Origin of the sequence: Streptomyces racemochromogenes, from assembly GCF_039535215.1 — a bacterium.
GTDB lineage: Bacteria > Actinomycetota > Actinomycetes > Streptomycetales > Streptomycetaceae > Streptomyces > Streptomyces racemochromogenes.
On sequence record NZ_BAAAWT010000001.1, the window covers coordinates 346,627 to 370,709 of the forward strand.

Annotated in this window: 24 protein-coding genes; 6 read left to right on the forward strand and 18 right to left on the reverse strand. The window is 75.0% G+C overall.

All coding sequences use genetic code 11. The annotated features are described in order from the left end of the window. Positions 1-50: 50 nt before the first annotated feature. The 9 genes from ABD973_RS01685 to ABD973_RS01725 all read right to left on the reverse strand — a co-directional run bounded on the left by ABD973_RS01685 (position 51) and on the right by ABD973_RS01725 (position 7,703). Positions 51-1,319 (reverse strand): SGNH/GDSL hydrolase family protein, encoded by a 1,269-nt coding sequence (locus ABD973_RS01685; protein ID WP_345497896.1) that lies wholly within the window; start codon positions 1,317-1,319, stop codon positions 51-53. Positions 1,320-1,443: 124 nt separating this feature from the next. Next, positions 1,444-2,316, reverse strand: a complete 873-nt coding sequence (locus ABD973_RS01690) for an RNA polymerase sigma-70 factor (RefSeq protein ID WP_125823534.1) — start codon at positions 2,314-2,316, stop codon at positions 1,444-1,446. 71 nt (positions 2,317-2,387) lie between these two features. Further along, entirely contained in the window at positions 2,388-3,173 is a 786-nt protein-coding gene (locus ABD973_RS01695) for a carbonic anhydrase (protein WP_125823533.1), read from the reverse strand. Between the two features lie 76 nt (positions 3,174-3,249). Beyond that, positions 3,250-3,852, reverse strand: coding sequence for a HutD/Ves family protein (locus ABD973_RS01700; RefSeq protein WP_125823532.1), 603 nt, complete (start codon positions 3,850-3,852; stop codon positions 3,250-3,252). Between the two features lie 84 nt (positions 3,853-3,936). Further along, positions 3,937-4,308 (reverse strand): peptidase inhibitor family I36 protein, encoded by a 372-nt coding sequence (locus ABD973_RS01705; RefSeq protein WP_125823531.1) that lies wholly within the window; start codon positions 4,306-4,308, stop codon positions 3,937-3,939. Continuing rightward, the gene (locus ABD973_RS01710) at positions 4,305-4,940 is read right to left on the reverse strand and encodes a hypothetical protein (protein ID WP_345497901.1); all 636 of its coding nucleotides are present in this window, start codon (positions 4,938-4,940) and stop codon (positions 4,305-4,307) included. Before ABD973_RS01710 ends, ABD973_RS01705 begins: the two co-directional genes overlap by 4 nt. A 119-nt stretch (positions 4,941-5,059) precedes the next feature. After that, complete coding sequence (locus tag ABD973_RS01715; protein WP_345504421.1) at positions 5,060-6,463, reverse strand: VWA domain-containing protein; 1,404 nt, start codon at positions 6,461-6,463, stop codon at positions 5,060-5,062. Between the two features lie 127 nt (positions 6,464-6,590). Next, entirely contained in the window at positions 6,591-6,794 is a 204-nt protein-coding gene (locus ABD973_RS01720) for a cold-shock protein (RefSeq protein WP_007268031.1), read from the reverse strand. A gap of 168 nt (positions 6,795-6,962) precedes the next feature. Next, entirely contained in the window at positions 6,963-7,703 is a 741-nt protein-coding gene (locus ABD973_RS01725) for an NADPH-dependent F420 reductase (protein WP_277607519.1), read from the reverse strand. A 139-nt stretch (positions 7,704-7,842) separates the two neighbouring features. Between ABD973_RS01725 and ABD973_RS01730 the strand changes: the two genes are divergently transcribed. Next, the gene (locus ABD973_RS01730; RefSeq protein WP_125823528.1) at positions 7,843-8,304 is read left to right on the forward strand and encodes a hypothetical protein; all 462 of its coding nucleotides are present in this window, start codon (positions 7,843-7,845) and stop codon (positions 8,302-8,304) included. A gap of 49 nt (positions 8,305-8,353) precedes the next feature. On the opposite strand, the gene ABD973_RS01735 is transcribed toward ABD973_RS01730, so the two are convergent. The 4 genes from ABD973_RS01735 to ABD973_RS01750 all read right to left on the reverse strand — a co-directional run bounded on the left by ABD973_RS01735 (position 8,354) and on the right by ABD973_RS01750 (position 12,039). Next, entirely contained in the window at positions 8,354-9,715 is a 1,362-nt protein-coding gene (locus ABD973_RS01735; protein ID WP_125823527.1) for an FAD-dependent oxidoreductase, read from the reverse strand. Positions 9,716-9,852: 137 nt separating this feature from the next. Then, entirely contained in the window at positions 9,853-10,386 is a 534-nt protein-coding gene (locus ABD973_RS01740; RefSeq protein ID WP_125603135.1) for a GNAT family N-acetyltransferase, read from the reverse strand. 70 nt (positions 10,387-10,456) lie between these two features. Beyond that, a complete protein-coding gene (locus ABD973_RS01745) occupies positions 10,457-11,422 on the reverse strand; it encodes an isopenicillin N synthase family dioxygenase (protein ID WP_125823526.1) in 966 nt (321 codons plus the stop codon). Between the two features lie 137 nt (positions 11,423-11,559). Then, positions 11,560-12,039 (reverse strand): hypothetical protein, encoded by a 480-nt coding sequence (locus tag ABD973_RS01750; RefSeq protein WP_125603133.1) that lies wholly within the window; start codon positions 12,037-12,039, stop codon positions 11,560-11,562. A gap of 306 nt (positions 12,040-12,345) precedes the next feature. Here ABD973_RS01750 and ABD973_RS01755 point away from each other — a divergent pair, with 306 nt between their 5' ends. The 3 genes from ABD973_RS01755 (at position 12,346) to ABD973_RS01765 (ending at position 14,858) form a co-directional block, all read left to right on the forward strand. Further along, complete coding sequence (locus ABD973_RS01755; protein WP_345497912.1) at positions 12,346-12,906, forward strand: HPP family protein; 561 nt, start codon at positions 12,346-12,348, stop codon at positions 12,904-12,906. A gap of 105 nt (positions 12,907-13,011) precedes the next feature. Continuing rightward, a complete protein-coding gene (locus tag ABD973_RS01760) occupies positions 13,012-13,776 on the forward strand; it encodes a VOC family protein (RefSeq protein WP_125824314.1) in 765 nt (254 codons plus the stop codon). A gap of 59 nt (positions 13,777-13,835) precedes the next feature. After that, positions 13,836-14,858: a PHP domain-containing protein gene (locus tag ABD973_RS01765; RefSeq protein WP_125823524.1), complete on the forward strand. Its 1,023-nt coding sequence runs from the start codon at positions 13,836-13,838 to the stop codon at positions 14,856-14,858. Positions 14,859-14,946: 88 nt separating this feature from the next. On the opposite strand, the gene ABD973_RS01770 is transcribed toward ABD973_RS01765, so the two are convergent. Continuing rightward, the gene (locus ABD973_RS01770) at positions 14,947-16,050 is read right to left on the reverse strand and encodes a hypothetical protein (RefSeq protein WP_345497915.1); all 1,104 of its coding nucleotides are present in this window, start codon (positions 16,048-16,050) and stop codon (positions 14,947-14,949) included. 241 nt (positions 16,051-16,291) lie between these two features. Here ABD973_RS01770 and ABD973_RS01775 point away from each other — a divergent pair, with 241 nt between their 5' ends. Continuing rightward, the gene (locus ABD973_RS01775) at positions 16,292-17,953 is read left to right on the forward strand and encodes a carboxylesterase/lipase family protein (RefSeq protein ID WP_345497917.1); all 1,662 of its coding nucleotides are present in this window, start codon (positions 16,292-16,294) and stop codon (positions 17,951-17,953) included. Positions 17,954-17,964: 11 nt separating this feature from the next. Here the strand turns inward: ABD973_RS01775 and ABD973_RS01780 are convergent, their stop codons facing one another. Continuing rightward, positions 17,965-19,311, reverse strand: coding sequence for a M64 family metallopeptidase (locus tag ABD973_RS01780; RefSeq protein ID WP_125823522.1), 1,347 nt, complete (start codon positions 19,309-19,311; stop codon positions 17,965-17,967). A 163-nt stretch (positions 19,312-19,474) separates the two neighbouring features. On the opposite strand from ABD973_RS01780, the gene ABD973_RS01785 reads away from it, so the two are divergent. Beyond that, positions 19,475-20,833 carry a tetratricopeptide repeat protein gene (locus tag ABD973_RS01785; protein WP_125823521.1) on the forward strand — a complete coding sequence of 453 codons (1,359 nt, stop codon included), beginning with the start codon at positions 19,475-19,477 and terminating at the stop codon, positions 20,831-20,833. 26 nt (positions 20,834-20,859) lie between these two features. Here the strand turns inward: ABD973_RS01785 and ABD973_RS01790 are convergent, their stop codons facing one another. From ABD973_RS01790 to ABD973_RS01800, 3 genes are all read right to left on the reverse strand, one after another. Further along, positions 20,860-22,383: an MFS transporter gene (locus tag ABD973_RS01790; protein WP_125823520.1), complete on the reverse strand. Its 1,524-nt coding sequence runs from the start codon at positions 22,381-22,383 to the stop codon at positions 20,860-20,862. Between the two features lie 223 nt (positions 22,384-22,606). Then, complete coding sequence (locus tag ABD973_RS01795) at positions 22,607-22,852, reverse strand: DUF6158 family protein (protein WP_125596639.1); 246 nt, start codon at positions 22,850-22,852, stop codon at positions 22,607-22,609. Between the two features lie 42 nt (positions 22,853-22,894). Then, on the reverse strand, positions 22,895-23,992 hold the full coding sequence (locus ABD973_RS01800) for an AI-2E family transporter (RefSeq protein WP_125823519.1): 1,098 nt from the start codon (positions 23,990-23,992) through the stop codon (positions 22,895-22,897). Positions 23,993-24,083: the final 91 nt, after the last annotated feature.

A 24,083-nucleotide genomic window follows, 5' to 3' on the forward strand; every position in this document is an offset into this window, starting at 1 on the left:
GGACTCGGGTACCGGTCGCGCGCCGCGGGCGTCCGTGGACCTGGGGCCGGTCAGAGGGAGTTGAGGTCCACCGCCTCGGCCATCGTCCGGTAGCCCGCGTCGTTGAGGTGGAGGCGGTCGGCGAAGGCGAGTTCCGCTTTCAGCTCCTGCGGGTGTTCCGGATCGGCGACGGCCCGGTCGAAGTCCACGACCGCGTCGTAGGACCCGCTGGTGCGGATCCACGTGTTGACCTCGTTCCGGACGGCTTCGGCGGCCGGGTTCCAGTACGGGGCTCCGCCGTAGGGCGGGAGGGTGCCGCCGAGGATCCGGACCCCGCGCTGGTGGGCCTCGCGGATCAGCTGCCGGTGACCGGCGATGATCTCCTGCGCGGTGGCCCGGGGGCCGGCCGTGCAGCGGTCCTGCGGCACGTCGGGCTGGATGATGTCGTTGGTGCCCTGGAGGACGATCACCGTGCCGGTGTCCGGCCGGCCGAGCGCGTCGCGGCGGAAGCGGTGCAGGGCGCTCTCGCCGTAACAGGGCGAGTCGTTCAGGACCTTGTTGCCCCCGATCCCGGCGTTCAGGACGGGGCGGGGCCGGCCCTGGCCCGCGAGGCGTTCCGCGAGGGCGTCGGGGTAGCGGCGGTCGGCGCCGGGGGTGGCGCCGAAGCCGTCGGTGAGGGAGTCGCCGAAGGTGACGACCGCTCGGCGGGCGCCGCCCGGGCCGCCGCCCCTCACGTCGATCCCGGCCAGGTGGTACCAGGACCAGCTCTGGTTTCCCGGGGCCGCGAAGGCGTCGCCCGCGGTGTCGCGCAGGTGGTCGCCGTCGGCCCGGTAGGAGGTGCCCATGGCCACGTTGTGGAAGGTGGCGGGGCCGGTGGGGCCCTGGAACCAGAGGGTGACGGTGAGCTGTTCGAAGGCCTTGACGGGAAGGGCCACCGGGTCGCTCGCGAGCGTGCCGCCCGCCGGGACGGTGGCCGTTCCCGCGCCGCCGAAGCGCAGCGTGCGTACGGAGCCGGCCTGGACGGCCGCACCGCCGGCGCTGCGGGCGACGGTCGCGCCGGTGAGCCGCAGCGGGGTCTTCCCGTACGCGTTGGTGAGCCGGACGCGCAGTTCGGAGCCCTCGGCGCCGGCCCGGACCACCTGGCGCACCGACTGGTCGCGGAAGCCCTCCTCGGACCAGTTGGGGAACCAGTCGGTGTGGGTGGGGGCCTGCGGGGCGGCGCCCCAGGCGCTGTCCCAGGGGGTGTGGGCAGCGGCGGGGACGGCGGCGGTGGCGGTGGCGGCGACGGCCAGGAGGGCGGCGGCGAGCGGGACGGCGAGGGCGGTCTTCTTCGTGGTCATACCCCTCTGACCCGGGCCGCCCCGCGGATGTGACGGGCGGGGCGGCTTCCTGCGTGTGGGGCCGGTCACACGGGGGGCCGCCCCGGGTGGCGGTCCGGCGGGCGGCCCCCGCACCGACGGCCCGTCAGCGGCGCAGGCCCGCCAGCTTGTCGGGGTTGACCTGGATGCGGATGTTGCGCATCAGACCGCCCTCCAGGTCGTAGGTGAGCGAGCCGATCGGCTCGTCCCCGGCCAGGGCGAGGACGCCGAGCTCGCCGTTGATGACCGCCGGGACGACGGTGACCCCGGCCATGGCCGGCTTGGCCAGCACCCCCTGCAGGAACCGGCCGACGTGGTCCGCGCCGTACAGCGGGCGGCGGGCGGCGGTGACCTTGCCGCCGCCGTCGGACCAGGCGGTGACGTCGGGGGCCAGCATCTCCAGGACGGCGTTCAGGTCTCCGCCGGCGCAGGCCTTCAGGAAGCGCCGGGTGATCTGCTCGCGCTCCGCGCTGTCGGAGTCGTAGCGGTGGCGGCGCTCCGCGACGTGCTTGCGGGCCCGGCTGGAGATCTGCCGGACCGCCGGCTCCGGACGGTCGAGGAAGCCGGCGATCTCGGCGTGGGAGTAGCCGAAGACCTCGCGCAGCACGAACACGGCGCGCTCCACGGGGCCCAGGGTCTCCAGGACGACCAGCATCGCCGTGGAGACGCTCTCGGCGAGCTCCTGCTCCTGTGCCACGTCGGGTTCGGTGAGCAGGGGCTCCGGCAGCCAGGGGCCGACGTACTCCTCCCGCGTGGCGCGGGCGGAGGTGAGCCGGTTCAGGGACAGGTTGGTGACCGTGCGCACGAGGTACGCCTTGGGGTGGCGGACCTCCGAGCGGTCGGCCTTGTTCCAGGTCAGCCAGGCGTCCTGGACGATGTCCTCGGCGTCGCTGACGGTCCCCAGCATGCGGTAGGCGGTGGCGAACAGCAGCCGCCGGTGTTCGTCGAAGGGGTCTGTCCCGGGTTCGGTCGTGATCACCGTTCGATTCTGCCCGGCGCACGGCGGAAGCTGCCACTCCTCCCCCGCCGGACGTCGGTTGGGGCCGGACGTCAGTTGAGGGTGTTCACCCGCTGGTCGTGCAGGTCGTAGCGGGCCGCCGCGATGGCGAGCTTCCCGGCGGCGACGGCGCGCGCCAGGTCCGGTTCGGCGGCCAGCCGGTCGCGGGTGCGGCGGGCGTGGGCGTCGATGGTGGCGCGGACGCGGGCGTCGCCATGCTGGGTCCGGTCGATCGCGGGGCTGATCTGATCGGCCAGGTACTGGATGTGCGCGGGCAGTCGTTCGCCGGTCTCGTCGGCGTGGACGGCCGCGCCGACGGCCCCGCAGGACTGGTGGCCGAGGACCAGCACCAGGGGGATCCTGAGCTCCAGGACGCCGTAGGCGATGCTGCCGAGCACCGCCTCGTCCAGCACCTCGCCCGCCGAGCGGACGGTCAGCAGGTCGCCCAGGCCCTGGTCGAAGACGAGCTCCGGCGGGACCCGGGAGTCCACGCAGCCGAGGACGACGGCGAAGGGGCTCTGTCCCTTGGCGAGCCGCAGCCGGGTCGACGGGGACTCGTGGGGGTGCTCCTGACGGTACGTGCGCCAGCGGCGGTTGCCGGCGGCGAGTTCGCGCAGGGCCTGCTCGGGGGTCTGGGGACGGGATCCGGTGGCGGGAGCCGGAGGGGCGGCGGAGGCGGGGAAGGCGGAGGCCAGGCCGAGGACGGATCCGGCGGTCGCGGTGCCGGCCACGGCGGTGCGCAGCAGGGTGCGCCGGCTGGTCGAACCCGCCCTGTGCACAGCACGGTTGGGGGGAGCGACCTCGGGAGAGATGTTCGAAGTGCGTATGTTCGAAAGCATGCGCGACGGTACCCGGCTTTACCGTCCCTTGACCCATGCATACAAGGTCATTGACGGAAATCCGTCGGGCGGTGACTCAATCCACCCGGGCCGTGGAGTGCAATCCCACAACGGCCACCCGCCCCTCGGTACGGATCGCACAGGCCGGGAACTCCCGCAGCAGGACGGCGTCGTAGGGGCCGAGCTCGGTGCGGGCCTCCTGGAACCCCGGGTGGTGGAGCGCCGCCGGGCCCTCGAGGGCCACGACGAGCAGGGTCTCGTCCGGCAGCGCGGTGAGGGCGAGTTCGCCCCGTACGACGGCGGTGCGGGCCCGGACCCTGTCCCGGTGGTACATCACGTTGAAGTTCACGACGGGGCCGCCCAGCAGCCGGCAGTCGGTCGCCCGGTCCCCCGGGAAGTGCTGCGGCGCGTACCGCTCGCCGACGAGCCGCCGAGTGCCGCCGACCGTGAGGTCCATGCCCGCCCCCTCGGCCAGGGTGAGGATCCGGTCGACGCCGGGGAAGTGCGAGAAGGGGCCGTCGGCCTCCACCTCGGCGAGGCTGACCCGCCAGGCGAAGTCGGCGGTGCCCGCGCCCTCGGGCCGGGCCGCGATCTCGCGCGTGAGGCCGCCGCCGTTCTTCCACGGTGCGGCCGGCCGGTCGGCGGCGCGCAGGATCCGGATCTCGGCGGGGCCGGGCATGGTGGTGTTTCCTTCCTTCGGGTCCGTACCGCCGGGCGGGCGGTACGGACCCGGGCGGCCGGGGCCGAGCCTATCCGGGATGCGTCAGCAGCCCGTCGACCAGGTGTGGGAGCCGCCCTGGTCGTTGGCGCCGGCGTTGTAGCCGACCTCCTGGCCGGGGGCCAGACAGAGCGTCACCCGGCCCAGGTGCTTGCGGCCCTCGTACACCTTCACGTGGTCGGGCACGCCCGGGCCGGACACGCCGTGGTTGGCCCAGGAGGAGTCCTGCTTGAACATGTCGCCCTCCCACCAGGAGTCGTCGCCGCTGTGCTCGATCTTCATGCCGTCGAAGTTGGCGTGCGTCCAGACGCAGAAGTAGCCGCTGCGGCAGTCCGCCGCCTCGGCGGCGGCCGAGGTGGCGAGGATCCCGGCGGTGGCGACCAGGACGGTCGCGAGGAGGGTGGTGAAGCGCTTCATGCGGGCGGGTTTCCCTTCGGTGGTGGTGACGTGAGGACGGTCGTGGCTTCGGTGACGGCACGGGCGCGCAGCCGCTCCCAGTCGGCGATCTCGGCGCGGTGGCGCGCCCGCACCTCGGCGAGGTCGCGGTGGGTGTGGTCGGCCTCGGGCCGGAGGTTGTTGACGACCACCGAGGCGCGGAACCAGCCGGGCTGGTCCCCGTAGAGCCGCTGCTGCGCCGCGGCGAGGCAGCCGTCGGTGTGGGCGCGTACGACGTGGCCGGTGGGGAGCGCGAGGGACAGCTCCGCCGGGCCCGCGCCGAACAGGGCCGCGCTGACCCGCCGGTCGCCGGCGTCGCGCGGACGGACGGGCCCGGCGCGGGGTGGTACGAGCCCCTGGCGGGTCAGGCACGCGTCGGTGAGGCGCTGCGTGGCGACCTTGATCAGCTCGTCGGGGTCGGCGCCGGAGCCCGGCCGCGGGGCGGGGGCCTTCCCGGCACAGCCCGCCAGCACCGCCCAGCCCGCCAGAGCGGCGCAGGCCACCGCGAACACCCGGACCACGCCGGACGCGCGGGCCGGAACGGCGGCGGACGAGGGCCGTCCGCGGCGGCGCAGGCGGCGGCGCGTCCGGGAGCCGGCGAGTTCCTTGATCACGCCCAGGTGTCTAGCCGCCGGAGGCCCCCGCGCGACAGGCCGGGCGGGCCCGGCTCACCCGACTGGCCGCGCGTTTCACCCGGGGAAACGTTGCTGCTCTCCCCGCGCCCGGGGACGGGTCAGCGCAGGATGCCCGCCTGCCGGGCCGCCCGCAGCCAGGAGGGGAACTCCGACAGGATCCGGTCGTACAGGTCCTGGTCCGAGACCTTGTCGATGTCGTCGACGGCGAAGAAGCCGACGTTGTCGACGCGCCGCCCGGGCATGGTGTCGAAGCGCTCCAGCACGCCGAAGCCGGCCCGGCCCAGTCCGACGAACTGCCAGAACACCGGCTCCTCCACGGCCGCCCGCAGCTCCCGCTCGATCTCGTCGTTGCGGTACACCCCGCCGTCGGAGAAGAACAGGACCAGGGTCGGGGCCGGTACCGGGTGGGAGCGCACGAAGTCCCGCACCTCGGCGATGACCTTCTGCTCCTCGTTCTGGAAGCCGACGTGCCGCATGTCGACCTGGCCGGGGACCAGGCCCTTCGGCGGCTTCTTGCGGCCGAAGAGGCTCATCTGGCCGACGCGCACGTGCAGGCGCAGCCACTCGGGTAGGTCGCCGACGGCGAGGTCCGGCAGCCGGGCCGGGTTGGTGGCGAAGGTCCAGGCCTGCATCTCGCCGTCGTCGTCCAGCTGCGCGGCGACGGCCGCCATCCGCTCCACCACGCTCGCGACGGTGCCGCGCGCGTACAGGGTGCTCATCGATCCCGAGGCGTCGAGGACGAGGACCACGCGGGCCGTGACGCCTTGGGCGCCGGCCTTGCTCAGGCTGACGGCCACCTGCTTCTTGCGCAGCGACAGCCGTCCCCGCATGTCCTCGGGGAGCCATTCCTCGCCCTTGACCAGCCGCACGACCGCCTCACCGGCCGGCGGGGCGGCAGCGGGCGCGGGTGCGGGCGCGGGAGCCGGCCGAGCGGGGGCGGCAGCCGGAGCGGCGGGCGGCGGCGGGGCCGGCGCGGGGACGGCCGCGGGCGGCGGGGCGTCGTCCACGGTGATGCCGTAGTCGGTGGCGAGTCCGGCGAGCCCGCTCGCGTACCCCTGGCCGACGGCCCGGAACTTCCAGGCCCCGGCCCTCCGGTAGAGCTCGCCGCTCACGAAGGCGGTCTCCGGCCCGGCCTCCATGTCGAAGCGGGCCAGTTCGGCGCCGGAGACGGCGTCGAGGAGGCACAGGTGCAGTCCCGGGACCCGGCCGAAGGTGCCGCCGTCGGCGGAGGCGCAGAGCACGACCCGCTCGACGTCCCCTTCCAGGGCGGCGAGGTCGACGTCGAGGGTGTCCGCGCCGGGCCGCTTGCCGCGGTGGCGTACGGCGCCGGAGGCGTGGCGCGGCTGGTTGTAGAAGACGAAGTCCCCGTCGGAGCGGACCCGTCCGGTGCCGGCCAGCAGCAGCGCGGAGGCGTCCACGTCGGGCACTCCCGGCCCGGGCGACCAGCCGAGCACGGCTCTGACGGAGGGGGCGGCGACCGGGAGGTTGGCGCCTTTGCTCATTGTCGTCACGTCGGACAGTCTGCCCGCTGGGACCGCTCCCCGGGCCGGAATCGGCCCGGAACGCACGCCGCCGGGGTCCGCACCCACAGGTGCGGACCCCGGCGGCGCGGGGAAGCCGGCCGGAGCCTCAGGCGGGCACGATGTTCTCGGCCTGCGGGCCCTTCTGGCCCTGGGTGACGTCGAAGTTCACCTTCTGGCCCTCCTGGAGCTCGCGGTAGCCCTGGGTGGCGATGTTCGAGTAGTGGGCGAACACGTCGGCGCCGCCGCCGTCCTGCTCGATGAAGCCGAAGCCCTTTTCCGCGTTGAACCACTTCACGGTGCCGGACGCCATATCGATTCTCCTTCGGGGCCGTACCCGGGTCCGCACTGTGCGGGCCCGGCGTCGCCGTGATGATTGACCCCGTCCGAAGAACCGCGGGAACCACACCTGCAACTGCCAGGACCGTAGCACAGGGGTCCCGGGCAAACGCAGAGCGTTACATCGACCGGGTGTACGGAATCAGCCGCGGAACTCGTCCGTGCGAACGGGTGACGCCTCGGCCAGGGCCCGGGTCACGGCCTCGACGCCGCCGCGCAGCCCGTAGACGGGGGTGTTGGGCTGCTGGCGCCAGGACTCGTCGAGGCCGCCCGCGTCGACGGTGTCAAAACCGAGCTCGTCGATGAGTTCACGGACCGTCTTCTTGGCCTCCTCGTGGTCGCCGGCGACGGGGAGCGCGATCCGCTCGGGGTGCCCGGCGGGCCGCGCCCGGTCGATGATGTCCGCCGCGTAGGTGCCGTTGAAGGCCTTCACCACCGGGTGCCCGAGGTGGCGTTCGGTCCAGCGGCTCTCGGTCAGGCCCTCGTCCTCGACGCCGGCGATCCGGCCGTCGCGCTGCTTCGGGTAGTAGTTGCCGGTGTCGATGACGGTGAAGCCCTCGGCCGCCCCGTCGAAGAGTCCGGCGGGCAGGTCGGGGATGTTCTTGAAGGGGATGGTGACCACCACGATCTCGGCGCCGCGCGCCGCCTCGGCGACGGTGACGGGGGTGGCCCCGGTCTCCTCCGCGAGGGCGGTGAGGGTCTGCGGGCCCCGGGAGTTGGCGACGGAGACCTGGTGGCCGAGCGAGGTGAGCCGGCGGGTGAGGTTGCCGCCGATGTTGCCGGCGCCGATGATGCCGATCTTCATGAGCTCTCCAGTGCGTACGGAGTCGGATGTCGCGTCCGTCGCAACCTCCTGGCGGGGCGCCGCATTCCGCCGTCGCACGACGCGGCGGAACGGATCGCCCGTACGGGCGAAATCTCGCCATTTCCGGGACAAGTAGAACCGGTGCGCGTTCGGGGTCCGTCATCCGGGGCAGCCGGGAAACGTACCGGCACGCGATCCCGGGGAAAGGCCACGACCCATGCTCCAGCTCCCGACCAAGCGCGTCACGTCCCTCGCCCTCACCGCCGCCGCGGGTGCGGCCGCCCTGTCCCTGGCCGTCGCCGCGGGCACCTCCGCGACCGCGGCGGCGCCGCCGTCCGTCTCCGGCAGCCCCGAGGGGGCGTTCACCCGGATCGCCGACTTCTACGGCTCGTACGTCGACGCGGTCTACGACGGGGACGGTGCCACCGCCGACCGGCTGCGCGCGTTCTACCTCTCGGAGCCCCTGCGGCGGGAGCTGCGGCAGTGGGAGGACACCCACCACGCCGACGGGGTGCTGCGCGCCCAGAACGTGCCGCTCGAGTGGAAGGTGACGTCGGTGGACAGCGGGATGGGCAAGACCAACGCCGCGGTCACGCTGACCTGGAGCGCGAACACCACCACGACGGTCCACGTCCAGGCCGACCTGGCGACCAGGAAGATCACCGCCATCCGGGACTGATCCCGGACACGCCGGTGGGGCCCGCCGACGGCGGGCCCCACCCGTGGTCTCAGGCGCCGCTCGCCCCGAGCATCTCCTCGCGCTCCACGATCTTCACGCGCTCGCGGCCCTGCGGCTCGCCCAGCGCCTTCTCGGCGGCGTCCAGCTTGTACCAGCCCTCCCAGGTCGTGTAGCGGACCCGCCGCTCGGCGAGGAAGGCCTCGACCGCCTCCGGCTCGGGGGCGGCGGGGGTCAGCAGACGCCCCTCGGCGTGGTCGGCCAGCAGGTTGGCCACGGTCTCGTTCGCGTCGCCCTTGGTGTGGCCGATCAGGCCGATCGGGCCGCGCCGGATCCAGCCGGTGACGTACGTCGAGGCGAGGTGCCCGCCGTTCTCGATGACGCGGCCGCCCTCATCGGGCACCGTGCCGGACTCCACGTCCCAGGGCAGCTTGGGCAGTTCGTCGGAGAGGTAGCCGACGGCCCGGTAGACGGACTGGACGTCCCAGTCGGTGAACCGGCCGGTGCCCTTGACGTTGCCCGTGCCGTCCAGCTCGGTGCGCTCGGTGCGCAGGCCGACGACCTTGCCGTCCTCGCCGAGGATCTCCGACGGGGACTCGAAGAAGTGCAGGAACAGCTTGTGCGGGCGGTCGCCGATGTCGCGGATCGCCCAGTTCTCCAGGGTCTTGGCGACCATGTCGGTCTGCTTGTTCTTGCGCCGCTCGGCGATCGAGCCCTCGTCGTACTCGATGTCCTCGGGGTTGACGATGACCTCGATGTTGGGCGAGTGGTCGAGCTCGCGCAGCTCCATCGGGCTGAACTTCGCCTGGGCCGGTCCGCGGCGGCCGAAGACGTGGACCTCCAGGGCCTTGTTGGCCTTGAGGCCGTCGTACACGTTCGCCGGGATCTCGGTCGGGAGCAGCTCGTCGGCGGTCTTGGCGAGGATGCGGGCGACGTCGAGGGCCACGTTGCCGACGCCGAGGACGGCGACCTTCTCGGCCTCCAGGGGCCAGGTGCGCGGCACGTCCGGGTGGCCGTCGTACCAGGAGACGAAGTCGGCCGCGCCGTAGGAGCCGTCGAGGTCGACGCCCGGGATGCCGAGGGCGCGGTCCGCGGTGGCGCCGGTGGAGAAGACGACGGCGTCGTAGAAGGTGCGCAGCTCGTCCAGCGAGATGTCGCCGGGGTAGTCGACGTTGCCGAAGAGGCGGACCTGCGGCTTGTCGAGCACCTGGTGCAGGGCGGTGATGATGCCCTTGATCCGCGGGTGGTCGGGGGCCACGCCGTAACGGATCAGGCCGAAGGGCGCGGGCATCCGCTCGAAGAGGTCGATGGACACACCGGGGTCGGCCGCCGCCTCGGACTTCAGCAGCGCGTCGGCCGCGTAGATACCGGCGGGGCCGGCACCGACGATTGCTACCCGCAGAGAGCGAGGCATGACTGGGTTCCCTTCGACCGACAATCTGACTGATCAAGGAAACCCTAAACTAAGGCCACCCTAACCCGGCACCCGCCCCCGGGTTATGACCCCATAACCGGATCTTATGGGGTGCCAAAGCCGGGCTTTGGGGCGGCTCAGGCCTCGTACTCGCTGAGGTCGATGCTGTGGAGGGTGACCCGGGCTCCGGTCTCCGGGTCGGAGGTCTCCCCGTCGCTCTCCATGCCGAGCTTGCGGATCACGTTCGCGGACTCCTCGTTGCCGACCCGGTTGACGGCGACGACCCGGTCGAGGCCCCGGTCCTGGAGGGCGAACTCCAGGGCCGCCTGGGCCGCTTCGGAGGCGTAGCCCTGGCCCCAGAAGGGCCGGCCCAGGCGCCAGCTGATCTGCACCTGGTGCCGCGTCTCGGGCAGGTCGTCGGCGGCGGACAGGCCGACGGCCCCGATCAGCTCGCCGGAGGCGAGGAGCTCGACGGCGAACAGGCCGAAGCCCTCGTCGTCCCACTCCTCCTCCCAGCGCTCGATGGCGTCGGCGGTCTCCTCCAGGCCGAGCGCGGAGCCGTCGCCGGTCCAGCGCATCACGTCCGGGTCTGCGTGGATCTCCGAGAGGGGGACGAGGTCGTCGTCGGTCCAGCGGCGGAGGAGGAGGCGGGGGGTGCGGATCTCGGTCATGCCCACATCCTGCCGAACGCGGTCCGACCAGGGGTAATCGGGCCCGCCCGGACCGCGCGGGAGGCCGCCCTCAGGGCACCGTGATGGCGTCCAGCTTCGCCCGGAGGTAGACGTGCGAGTCGACCGGCTCGTGCGCCACCCGGCCGACCGGGGCGGGCAGGGACTCGACGCGGGTGTGCGCGTCGCACTCGTAGAAGTAGACCAGCGACAGCAGCTCCTCGGCCGGGGCGTGCGCGGGCGGCGGCAGCACCCGGTGGCGGCCGGCCCGCCAGCGGTCCCCGGTCCAGCGGGCCAGCAGGTCTCCGATGTTGACGGTGAGCGCCGCCGGGTCCCAGGGTGCGTCCTGCCAGCCGCCCTCGTCGGTGTGGATCTGCAGGCCGCCCGCGCCCCTCTCGCGGTCCAGGACGGTCACCGTCCCGAAGTCGGTGTGCGGCCCGATGCGGAACTGCCCGGGCAGCGGCTCGCCGGTCACCTCGGCACCCGGGTACCAGTTGACGTTGAACCCCCAGGTGGGGTGCCCGGTGTGCCGGGTGAAGTGGTCCGCGGGCAGGGCCAGGGCGACGGCCAGCAGCTCCAGCAGTTCGTCCGAGAGGGCCCGCATGGCGGCCAGGTACTCGGCCACCGGCGGCCGCAGCGCCGGCACCTCGGCGGGCCAGGTGTTGGGGCGGAACCACTCGGCGTCCACCGCGGCCACCCCCGTCGGCTCCTCGGCCGCCCAGGACCAGGACTCCTTCAGGTCGGGCGGCGAGGCCGTCCCCTCCGCGTAGCTGTTGGCCTCCGCCCCGGGACCGAGCCAGCCGCGCCCGCCGACGCTCACGGCGTACGGCTGCTTCGCCTCGGGCGGCAGCCTGAAGAAGGCGCGGGCGGCCTCGCGGATCCGGGCGGGCAGTTCCGGGTCCACGCCGTGCCCGGTGACCAGCAGGAAGCCGGCCGTCTGGAGCGCCTCGTCGACGCGGGCGGCGGTCCGGGAACGGGCGGCGGGGTCGCCGGAGCGCCACGGCCCGAGGTCGATGACGGGTACCTGGGTGCGGGGCATGGGGACCTGCCTTCCGGGAAGGGGGCCGGGTGTCCGCTCCGAGCGTAGGGGCCGTGGGACCACTGTGACCGCCGAACGGGCCCGAGTGCTCCGGACGTGGCCGGTAGGTTCCGGGCGGCGGGCCGGGGCCGGGGTGGTCAGTCCGGGAGGGGGGTGCCGCAGCGGGAGCAGTAGCGGGCGGCGGACTCCGTGGCGAGGCGGCCGCAGTCGGGGCAGACCCGGTGCAGCAGGCACGCCGTCTCCCCGCCTTCGGCGGTGCCGATGCCGAGGCCGGGGCGCCGGGTGTGGACGGTGAGGTACGCCAGCCCCTGCGGGCCGGCGGTCAGGGAGCGCCGGGCGCCGCGCGCGAGCCAGCAGGCGGTGTGCGGGCGCAGCCGGTGCGGGCCGTCCTCGGTGTCGAGCCGGCCGCCGCCCTCCACCACGACCAGCAGGACGTCGAGGGCGGGCTCCGCGTGCTCCGCGATGACCGTTCCCGGACGCAGCCGGATCAGGTTGGCGTCCAGGCCGCGCCCGGTTCCGGTCAGCCGCCACAGGGCGCCGGTCGCGTCGGCGGGGGCTTCGGCGATCACCGCGTCGAGGTCCGTGAGGATCCCGGCGAGGTGCGGGTGCGTCGTCATGGCTGGTCCTTCCCTGCCGCGAGCTCGTGCCTCCGCAGTCATACACGATCACGGCCGACCGTTTCCGGCCGATCCGCTGTTTGTGTTCCGACTGCCCGCAGTCCCTCCCGTCGCACCCCGGCCACACCCCGGCGGCGTCGCCCGCGGGCCCGGGCGGTAGGGTCGTGTCCGGATTGCGCCGTCCTCGACCGGATCGGGCGCAAGGGGGTGTCCGCGGACGCGCCCCGGGCCCGGCCGACGGTCGATCACCGTCCAGGCGCGGCCGCTCCTGCCTCCCTGCCCCGCCCGTACGGAAACCTGCCCCGCATGCACCCCAGCACCACCGTCGCCGACGCCCCCGGCGACGCCCCCGCCCCCGTCCCCTCCCCGCGCAGGCGCCTGATCACGCCCCGGGCCCCCGCCCGGCCGAGCACGGCCGCCGCCGTCCACAGCGTCAGCGCCGCCACCACCGTCCTGCTGGTCCTGGTGGGGATCGGCGCGATGATCCACGAGCCGGTGCTGATACCCCCGCTGGCCGCGAGCGCCGCGCTGGTGCACAGCGCCCCCACCCTGCCGCTGGCCCAGCCGCGCGGGGTGGTCATCGGGCACCTGATCGGCGCTGCCACCGGTTTCGCGGTCCTGGCCGCGGCGGGAAGCAGCGCCTGGGCGGCGGCCCTGGCGGCCGGACTCACCCTGGCCCTGCTGACGCTGGCCCGCACCCCGCACTCCCCGGCGGTGGCCACGGCCGTGGTGACCGTGCTCCAGAGCCCGGCGCCCGCCCGGTTCGTCCCGCTGCTGTTCGGGTCGACCGTGCTGCTGGTCCTCACCGGCTACGCCGGTTCCCGCATCCGCCGCGGCGCTCCGAGGTACCCCGCGTACTGGTGGTGACCTCCGGGCGCGCCTGCGCTGCGGCGAGGGGGCACGGACGCTACTCCTTGTCGTGTGGAAATTTCTGCGAAGGACGTCTTCGGGGCCCCCTGCTGGGTGAGTCTGATGGCCCGCGACCTGGAGGCGTCCCAGCGCTTCTACGCGGCGGTGGTGGGGTGGAGCTTCCGCCGGGCCCGGCTGGGCGCGGCCTTCTCGGTGGCCGTGATGGACGGTGTACCGGTGGCCGGGATCGGGGCGCTGGCCACGGATCTGGCGGTGGCGGTGGCCTGGACCCCGTACTTCGCGGTCGACGACGTGGACGTGGCGGCCGCCCGGATCCGCGAGCGCGCCGGCACGGTCGCGGTGGGCCCGGTCTCCTTCCCCGGGGGCGGGCGGGCCGCGCTGGTCGCCGACCCGGACGGCGCGGTCTTCGGGGTCTGGCAGGGGCCCGTCTCCTCGGGCTGGCGCGTGGGCGTGGGACCGGCCCCGGCCTGGCTGGAGCTGCGGACCCGCAACGCCTTCGACGCCGCGCTGTTCTACGGCGAGGTGCTGGAGTGGGCCACGGGGCGCGAGGGGTGCTGTGAGGTCTCGTACGAGGAGGAGCGGGTCGTCCTGCGGCAGGGCGGGGAGCCGGTGGCCCGGCTGGACAGCGGCCCGGCCGAGCAGGGCGCCTACACCCCGCACACACGGGCCCGCTGGCACGTGCACTTCCGGGTCGCGGACCTGGACTCCGCCGTGGAGTCGGCGCTCGACCTCGGCGGGCGCGCCGTGTCGGTGGTCACCTCGGACGGCACCGAACGCTTCCTGCTGCTCCGCGACCCGGACGGGGCCCTGTTCACCCTGACGGAGCGGGTCGGCCCGCCCCCGCCGCGGGAGGACGGCCCGCGCTGACGGGTCCGCTCGCCGGTCCCCGGCCCCGCGGGGAGACTGGGTCCGGGAGGAGGTACGCCATGGACCCGGTGGCGGCACTGGACCGGATCGCGTTCCTGCTGGAGCGCGCGCAGGCACCGACCTACCGGGTGCGGGCCTTCCGTACGGCGGCGGCCGCCGTGGCGCACCTGGGCGAACGGGAGACCGCCGAGCGCGCCGCGGCCGGCTCGCTGGAGGCGGTCAAGGGCATCGGCCCCAAGACCGCCAAGGTGGTGCGCGAGGCGCTGGCCGGCGGGATCCCCGAATACCTGGGCGCCCTGGAGGAGGAGGCCGCGGCGGTGCCGCAGGGGCCGCCCCCGTCCGCGGCCGCCACCGCGCTGCGCGCCGCCCTGCGCGGGGACTGCCACCTGCACTCGGACTGGTCCGACGGCGGGAGCCCGATCGAGGCGATGGGGCGGGCCGCGGCGGAGCTGGGGCACGAGTGGGCGGTGCTGACGGACCACTCGCCGAGCCTGAAGGTCGCCCGGGGGCTGTCGCCGGAGCGGCTGCGCGAGCAGCTTCGGGTGGTGGCGGAGCTGAACGCGCGGTGGGCACCGTTCCGCCTGCTGACCGGGATCGAGTGCGACATCCTCCTCGACGGCTCCCTCGACCAGGAGCCGGAGCTGCTGGAGCAGCTCGACCTGGTGGTGGGATCCGTCCACTCGAAGCTGCGGATGGAGTCGCCCGCGATGACGCGCCGGCTGCTCAAGGCGGTGCGCAATCCGCTGCTGGACGTCCTCGGGCACTGCACGGGCCGGCTGGTCACGGGCCGGACCCGTCCCGAGTCGGTCTTCGACGCCGAGGCCGTCTTCGCGGCGTGCGCGGAGTCGGGCACGGCCGTGGAGGTCAACAGCCGTCCCGAGCGCCTCGACCCGCCCCGACGGCTGCTGCGGATGGCCGTCGCGGCGGGCACCCTCTTCGCGGTCGACACCGACGCGCACGCGCCGGGCCAGCTGGACTGGCAGATCCTGGGCTGCGCGCGGGCGGCGGAGTGCGGGGTTCCGGTGGATCGGGTGGTCAACACCTGGCCCGCCGAGCGGCTGCTCGCCTGGACCCGGTCGTAGGCGGGAAACGGCGGGAAACCGCGGGAAACGGGAAGGGCCCCGGCCGCGCGATGAGCGGCCGGGGCCCGTCGGTGGGCGGGTGCCCGGGTCAGCCTCCCGTGCCGGTGGACGGGCGGCGGTAGGTGAGGGCCAGCCCGGCCAGCACGGCGCCGGTGCCGGCGCAGAGCACGGCGGTGACGCCGGACCATGCGTAGGGCCCGCCGAGGGCGCCTTCGAGCGGGTCGAAGAGCACCAGGCCGCCCACGACGTGCAGGGTGACCACGGCGAGCGCGGCCACCGCCGCCACCCGCCAGACCGCCGGGGTGTCGCGCACGGCGAGCAGGGCCCCCAGTGCCAGGCAGAGCAGGGAGACCGCGAGCGCGGCCAGGGTCTCCGGCGCGGGCGGCCGGGCCAGGTTGCCGGGGAGGTGGAGGACCCCGCACAGCAGCAGTACGGCGGCGGTCGGCCAGCGCAGTACGTGGCCCAGCGCGCCCTCCCCCGGGGCGGCGGCGGGGCTCCGGTCCGGCGCGGCGGCGGACCGGTCCGGCGCTATGGGCGCCCGGTCCGTCCCGGCCGGCGCCCGCTCGTCCTCGGGCGGTGCCGGCGCGGCGACGGCCGCGGCGGCCTGCGCGGCGGGGGCCCGCACCGGCTCCGGCGCGGCGGCCGCCGCAGCCGGGTCCTGCGGTGGCGGGGGCAGGTCCGTCCGCTCGGGGGGCGGGTCCGTGCGGGGGGTGCCGTCGGGGCCGAGGATGCTGGCCAGCAGGGCCACGTCCTCGATGGGCCGGCCGACGGCCGCCGCCCGCAGGGTGATGTCGGCCTCGGCCTCCTCCAGGGGGTGTTCGCCCAGCAGGGCGACCATGTGGCGGACGTCGTCCACGGGCCGGGCGACGGCGGCGGCGCGGAGCGCGTCGTGCCCCGGAGTGTCGAGCCGGCCGCTCTCCTTCAGGAGGCTGACCAGCGCGGTGACCTCCTCGACGGGCCGGCAGGTGGCCGCCGTCTCCAGCAGGGTGCGGACGGGCTCGGGGTGCGGGGCGGCGGGGTGCGGGGCGGGGCCGGGTGCGGGGTCCGGTCCGGCCGGGGCCGGGCCGGCGGACGGCGGGTCCGGGGCGGCCTCGGGGGCCGGGGGCGCGGGTCCGTCGGTGGGGTGCGGGGTGGCGGGGAACCCGTCGCGGTCGCCGTGGTCCGTCGCCGCGAGGGTGCTGGGGTCATTCATGGAAAGCTCCGTTCGCCGACGCGCGGGTCTACACATCGCGCGCCGGTCATCGTGCGTCATGGGAATCGCACGCTTTGTTACATTCAGCGGCACCGGCGACGACTGCGCCATTCGGGGCGGGCAAACGGGGGGGCGTCCCGGCGTGTCCGCGCCCCGGGCCGGACACGCCGGGGGCGGGGCGGGACGGGTGCGGCGGCGGCGCGCACAGTGGCCTGACCGACCGTCGAGGAGGGGCTGAGCCGTGCCGGATCCCCGTCCCGCCCGCCGCCGCCGCGTCCACCGCGGGCTGCTGGGCGCGCTGTTGCCCGCGCTGGTCCTGCTGATGCCCGGTGCCGCCGCCTCGGGGCCGCCGGCCGCGGTGGCGGGGGCCGGAAGCGGGGAGCGGCCGCAGGTGCGGACCGCCGAGGGACCCGTTCGCGGCCGCGGGCACGGGGCGTACGACACGTTCGAGGGAATCCCGTACGCGGCGGCGCCGACCGGCCCGCTGCGCTGGCGTCCGCCGCGGCCGGCGCCGCGCCGGACGGGGGTGCTGGACGCCGGGGCTCCGGGGGCGCGCTGCGCGCAGCTGCCGGCACTCGGGCCGGGCGGGCCGGCCGGCTCGGAGGACTGCCTGTTCCTGAACGTGACCGCCCCGGCGGGGCGGGGGCGGGCGCGGCCGGTGATGGTGTGGTTCCACGGCGGCGGCTTCCGCTTCGGCTCGGGGGACGCGTACCGGCCGGAGCCGCTGGTGGCCGCGGGCGGTGTGGTGGTGGTGACGGTCAACTACCGGCTCGGCGTCTTCGGGTTCTTCGGCCACCCCGAGCTGGGCGGCGCCCCGGACTTCGGGCTCGCCGACCAGCAGGCGGCGCTGCGCTGGGTGCGGGCGAACGCGGCCGGTTTCGGGGGTGATCCGGGCCGGGTCACCGTCTTCGGGGAGTCGGCGGGCGCCTTGAGCGTCTGCGCGCACCTGGTCTCCCCCGCCTCGGCGGGCCTCTTCCACCGGGCGGCCGTGCAGAGCGGCTCCTGCTCGACGACGATGCCGCCGTACTCGGTGCTGCCGTCGGTGGGGACGTACGAGCCCTTCGTGCCCGAGGAGCGCACGGTCGCGGCCGGCGCGACCGCGGCGTCCTCCCTCGGCTGCGGCGGCCGGCCAAAGGGGCGGGTGCTGGAGTGCCTGCGCGCCCTGGACACGGGCCGGCTGCTGACGGCGGAGCTGATGGAGCGGTTCTCGGGGGTCGCGTACGGCAACGCCCTGCTGCCGCTGGAGCCGGCGCGGGCGCTGGCGGCGGGGCGGTTCCAGCGGGTGCCGGTGGTGCAGGGGAGCAACCTCGACGAGATGCGGCTGTTCCTGGCGCAGACGCTGGCGGCGTATCCGGTGGGCGGCGAGGAGGGCTACCGGGCGCGGCTGCGGACCTCCTTCGGCGCGGCGGCCGCCGAGGTGGGGGCCGCGTACCCGCCGGACGCCTTCGCGACGCCGTCGCTGGCGTGGGCCGCGCTGCTCACCGACGCCTCCTTCACCTGCCCGACGCTGCGGGACGGCCGGGCGCTGGCCCGGCACGTGCCGGTGTACCAGTACCTGTTCGCCGACCGGGGGGCGCCGGACTTCACCGGGCTGCCGGAGCCCGCCGGCTTCCCCTTCGGGGCGGCGCACGGCTTCGAACTGCCCTATCTGTTCACCACGGTGGCGCTGGCGGAGCCGCAGCGGGCTCTGTCGGGCCGGATGACCGGCTACTGGACGCGCTTCGCCGGCACGGGGGCGCCGAACGTGCCGGGCGCCCCCGCCTGGCCCCGGTTCGCACCGGGCTCCCGCTCGGTGCTGGAGCTGGCGCCGGGACCGGGCGGGGTCCGCCCGGTCGACGCGGCGGCGGAGCACCACTGCGCCCTGTGGGACTCCCTGTCCTTCACGCGGTCACCCGCTCCGTGAGCGGGGCGCGTTCAGAGCCGGACGTCCCAGGTGAGGCTGGTGGTCAGTGCGCGGGCGGCTTCGGGGTCGCGGACCGAGGGGGTGCGGTCGGCGACGCCGACCGACAGCTTGTGGCCGCGCAGGTCGAGCAGCCACAGTTCGGCGACGCGGACCTCGGTGCGTCCCGCGAAACGCTTGAGCTCGCGGCCGTCGAGGTACCAGCGGATCTCCGGCTGCCGTCCGTCCGGGCCGTGCAGGCGGGGGACGGTCACCTTGGCGGTGTGCCGCAGCCGCAGGGTGCGGTCGGTGGGGGTGAGCGGGGTGGCCAGGCGCGCGTGCCGGTGGAAGCCGGTGGTCATGGCCTCGACGCCGGGGAGGTTGAAGGGCTTGCCGAGGACCCGCATCAGGGAGTTGTCGGTGGGCCGGTAGAGGCCGGTGACGTAGTAGCCGCCGCCCTCGTAGGCGCCGACCGTGCCGCCGTCGGGTGAGGTCTCGCCGAGCCAGCGGTACCACTTGGTCCGCTCCGCCGCCATCCGGCCGGCGTCGAGGGTGGAGGTGTTGGGGTCGCCGGGTTCGGCGCCGGTGTACTTCTCGTAGCCGGGGACGCCCGGGTAGAAGTACTCGTCGGCGAGCTTGCCGAGGGAGTGGCCGGTCTCGTGGATGGCGACCTGGCCCGACTTGGGGTGGCCGGCGGAGGCGGTCGAGATGCCCTCGTAGCCGAGGGCGGCACTGGGTTCGTTGTATCCCGCGCCACCGTACTTGGCGCTGTTGGCGAGGACGATGACGAGGTCGGCGGCGGGTGCCCTGGCGACGTACGCGTCCACCTTGGGCTGGTCCACGCAGAGCAGCCGCTCGATGGACTCGCACCAGAAGTACGAGCCGAGCGCGGTGTCCCGGACGGTGTCGGGGCCCGGGTCGCCGGAGACCCCGGACTGGGCGGAGACGGCGTCGACGGTCCAGACGTTGAAGAGGTCGCGGTAGGTGGTGTACGGCTCGACGGCGGTGACCTCGGCCCATTTGGCGCGGGCGTCCGCGTGGAAGCGGTCCAGTTCGCCGGCGGTGTAGCCGTCGCCGATGACGACGACGTCGAGCCGGTCCGCGGTGGGGCCGTTGTCGATCGTCTTGGTGACCCGGCCGTCGGCGGCGCGCGCGGCCTCGGAGAGGCGGGGTGCGGCCTGGGACCGCCCGGCGGCGGGTACCAGGGCGTGGCCGGACCCGGCGTCGCCGCCGTCTTCCGGCCCGGGTATCTCGACGCGCACGCCGGCCGGGCGGGGCGGGTCGGCGGCGGTCGCGGGGGCGGCAGCGGCGGCCAGCAGCGCGGCGCTCGCGCAGGCCGCGGCGAGCGCCGTGCGCAGGGTCGGCCGGACGGTTCGCCTCATGAAGTCCTCCGTGGGGAAAAGGAGTCGGGCAGGGTGTTAAGCATTGGATTAACTCTGCTGAACCGGCTGCTTAAACTAGGCGGCGCGCCGGACCGTGCGCAATGGCCGACTCCGGTTCGATACTGGGGAGTTGGCACGAGCAGGGCGACAACAGGGGGAATTCATGGACGAGCCGGCCGAGATCGGACGCCGGGTACAGCGGCTGCGCACCGAACGCGGTCTCACCCAGCGGCAGTTGGCACAGCCCTCCTACACCCCGGCGTACGTGTCGACCCTGGAGTCCGGCAAGGTGCGCCCCTCCGAAACCGCGCTGCGCTTCCTCGCCGGGCGGCTCGGCACCTCGTACGAGGAACTCGCCACGGGCCGTCCGGCCCACCTGGCCACCGAGCTGCGGCTCGCCCTGACCGACGCCCAGCGCGCTCTGGCCACCGGCCCCGCGGGGGAGGCCGCGGCGCAGTTCCGGCGGCTGCTGGCCGAGGCCGAGCGGCTGGAGCTGGCCGACGAGCGGGCCGAGGCGCTGCTCGGGCTCGGCGACTGCGCGCTGGAGGCCGGGGAACTGGCGGACGCGGCACGGCACTTCGAGGCGGCGGAGCTGCTGCTGGCGGACCAGCCGCTGCCCCGCCGGGCCCGGGCGGTCCGGGGCCGCGCGGTCGCCCACCTGCTGGCCGGGGAGCTGCGCTACGCCTGCTACCTGCTGGAGTCGGCGATCGACGCCCTGAACGCGGGCGGGCTCGGGGACCCGGAGGCGCTGGTGCTGCTGTACTCGGCGGTCATCGGCCCGTACATCGACATGGGCGCCCACGCCCGCGCGGCCCACGCGGCGGAGCTGGCGCTGGCACTGGCTCCCCAGGTCGGTGATCCGGCGCTGGTGGCGGGGATGCACCGGCAGGTGGCGCGGACCTTCCTGACCGAGGGCCGGGTGGCCGACGCCGACGCCTCGCTCGCGAAGGCCCAGGCGGTGTACCGGCAGCTGCGGCTGCGGACCGATCTGGCGCACTGCCACTGGATGCGCGGCTACGTCCAGGCGCAGCACGGGGAACTGGCGGCGGCGGAGCGGGAGTTGCGGACCGCACGGGAGATGCTGGTGGCACGGCGGGCGGCGCTCTACACCGCGCAGGTGGAGGTGGAACTGGCCGACGTGCTGCGCCGCCTGGGCCGCTACGAGGAGGCCGCCGGGCTGGTATCGGGGCTGCTGGAGGAGGGTTCGGGCCCGGGCGCGGTGCACGCGGGCGGCGCGCACCGGCTGCTGGGGCTGATCGCCGAGGAGCGCGGGGACGCCGAGGCGGCCGAGGAGCACTACGTACGGGCTCTGGCGCTGCTGGAGCGCAGCGGGGCGGGCGGGGACATGGCGGACCTGTGCAGGCTGCTGGGCGACCTGCTGCGCAGGGAGGGTCGTACGGAGGCGGCGATGGACGCCTACCGCACCGGACTCGGGCACCGCGCGGCGCCGGGCACCACCACCCTGGGCCCGGCGCCGGCGGCCCCGGCGCACCTGGCCCCGCTCCCGGCGCCGCCTCGCTGAGGCCGCGCCGGGGTGGGGCCGGCCGGTCAGTGGTTCTCGGTGGGCCGGAGGTCGCGCGGGATCAGCGCCCAGGCGGTGGCCGCGGCGGCGACGGCGAGGGCCGCGGCCAGGAGGAAGGCCGGGGTGATCGCCAGGGTGTAGGCGTGCGTGGCGGTCTCCAGGAGGGTCTGGCCGACCGCGCCGCCGAGCCGCTCGGCGGTGTGCGCCGCCTCGCCGACCGAGTCCCGTACGGCGTTCGCGGCGGGGCCGTCCAGGTCGAGCACCGGCAGGTTGCCCCGGTAGAGCGCGGCGGCGGTGCTGCCGAGGATGGCGACGCCCATCGCGGAGCCGAGTTCGTAGCAGGTCTCCTCGATGGCGGCGGCGCTGGAGACCTGGTCGGCGGGTGCGGCGGAGACCAGGGTGACGGAGGCCACGGTGGTGGCGAGGCCTGCGCCGAGCCCCATGACGGTCAGGCCGGCCGCGAAGGCCGCGTATCCGGGCTCGGTGAACTGCTGGACGGTCCAGGGCATCGCCATGCCGGCCGCGAGGACCACGAGTCCGGCGCCCAGCACGTGCCGCACGGGGTGGCGCTGCATCAGGGCGGGGGCCACCATCGAGGCGCAGATCAGCGCCAGCGGGGCGGGCAGGAGCCGCAGTCCGGCCTCCAGCGGGGTGTAGCCCTGGCCGTACTGGAACCACTGGGTGACGAGGAAGAGGACCGCGCCCATGCCGACCATCGGGAGGAAGATCGCGGTGGCGGCGACGCTGAAGGCGGGCTTGGCGAACAGCCGCACCTGGAGCAGCGGGTGCTCCAGGCGCAGCTGGCGGCGGACGAAGACGGTGAGCGCGACGGCGGCGAGGGCGAGCAGGGCCCAGGACAGCGGGTCGGCGATGCCGCTCTTGCCGAGCTGCTTGATGCCGCCCGCGAGGGCGAGCATGCCGGCGACGGACTGGGCGACGCCCCACCAGTCCCAGGCGCCGTCGCCGCGCGGGGCGCGCGATTCGGGCAGGTACCGCAGGCCGGCGGCGACGATGACGGCGGCGACGGGGAGGTTCAGGAGGAAGGCGGAGTGCCATCCGTGGTCCTGGACGAGGAGGCCGCCGACGACGGGGCCGAAGGCCATGCCGCCGCCGAACACGGCGGCCCAGACGGCGAGGGCGAAGGCGCGCTCCTTGGCGTCGGTGAAGACGCTGCGCAGGATCGAGAGGGTGGCCGGCATGATCGCCGCGCCGCCGACGCCGAGCAGGGCGCGGGCGGCGATCACGTGCCAGGCCTCGGTGGAGAACACGGCGATCAGCGAGGCGGCGGAGAAGATGCCGAAGCCCGCCATCAGCAGCCGCTTGCGGCCCCAGCGGTCGCCGAGGGCTCCGGCGGTGACGAGCAGTCCGGACAGCGCGAGGGCGTAGACGTCGATGATCCACAGCTGCTGCACGGCTCCGGGCTGGAGATCGGCGACGAGCGAGGGGAAGGCCACGTTGAGGATCGTGGTGTCCATCGAGATGAGCAGGAGGCTGCCGGAGAGGATCGCGAGGACGATCCAGCGGCGGGGGTCCCGCGTGGGGGTGTGCATGGAATTCCGTTCGAGGGGGTGCCTGTGCGCACCAGAATGAGTCTCCGTCGCCCCGAATGATACAAGGATGTCTCAATCGGAGCAACGAAGACTCATAGCAGGGTCCTCGTCCGGCAAGCGCGGGGAGCCGGCCGCTCCCCGGGTTTCACGGGGCCGCCCCCGGGCACAAGCCCACTGCCGCCCCGCGCATTCGCGGGGCGGACCAATGTGCGGGGGGCGGGCCTCAGCCCTCGCCCGGGGTGCGGGCGCGGGCCCCCGAGCGGGTACGGGCCGCGGAGCGGGCCCGGTCCGGGTGGCGGCGGACGTACTCGTCCTCCAGCTCCTTCAGCCGCTGGGTGTGCGTGGCCAGCGCGTCGTCCGAGCCGTGCAGCAGGGTCTCGTGGCGCGTGCGGTGGATGGTCTCCAGCTCCTTGAGCAGCCGGCCGTCCTCCAGCTTCCGCGCCGCCGCACCCTCGGCGTGCTCCGCCATGGCAACCACCTCCAGGTCCTACGGTAGACGCGTCGCGGCGGATCAGCCGTCCGGGCCCGGCTCGGGCTCCGGGGGCCGCGCCGGCGCCGGTTCGTCCCCCGGCTCGCCGGCCCCGGAGCGCAGGGCGCAGTAGACCGACCAGGCCACCGAGACCAGCGGGACCGCGACCACCGCGCCGACCACGCCGGCCGCGATGGCCCCGGCGACGACCGAGACGGCCACGACGAGCGGGTGCAGGCGCACGGCCCAGCTCATCACCAGCGGGTGCAGCAGGTGCCCCTCGATCTGCCCGATCACCACGATCAGCGCGATCACCACCGCCGCGATGACCGGCCCCCGCGCCGCCAGCGCCACCACTGCGGCGACCGCGAGGGCGACGGGCGATCCCACCAGGGGCACGAAGGCCGCGAAGAACTCCAGCAGGGCCAGCGGGAGGGCGAGCGGCACCCCGAGCAAGTACAGCGCCACCCCCACGAGCACCGCGTTGGTCGCCGCGACCAGCACGATCCCGTGCGTGTACCCGGTGAACGTACGCCAGGCCGCGCTCCCGGCGAGCGCCGTGCGGCCGCGCGCCCGCTCGGGCAGCTGGGCGCAGAACCATGCCCACTGGCGGCCGCCGCCGTGCAGGAAGAACACCGAGGAGAACACCGCGAGCGCCAGCACGGTGAGCACCTGCACCACGTGGCCGGCTCCGCTCACCGCCGTGCTCAGCAGGGTCGAGCGGTGCGTGGACAGGTAGTCGCCGATCTTGGCCTGGAGGCCGGTGAGCGCTCCCGGGTCCAGCCGGAAGGGCGGCCGCTCCAGCCATGTCTCGATGCTGGCCAGGCCCTCGCGGAACTCCCGGACCAGGGTGGTGCTCTCCCCCGCCACCGCTTCGCCGACCAGCGCGAGGATGCCCAGCAGCAGGACGGTGCTGCCGACGAGGGTGACCGCGACGGCCGCGGAGCGGGGCAGGATCCGGGCCAGGCCCCGGGTGGGCGGCGACAGGAGGGCGGTCACCACGAGGCCGAGGAAGAGCGCCACGCCGATCTCGTGGAAGCGGCCGAGCAGCGAGAACACGGCGTAGACCGCCCCGCCCACGACCAGCAGGCGCCAGGCGTAGGCGGCGGCCGTACGCAGGAACGGGGACACCGGCGGCATGACCCATGGGTGCCACCGGCGGCGGCCGCTGCCACGCCCCGGGTGCCGTTTTGACCCGTCCGGGGCGAAAATGCGTTGCCCGGGTGTGCGC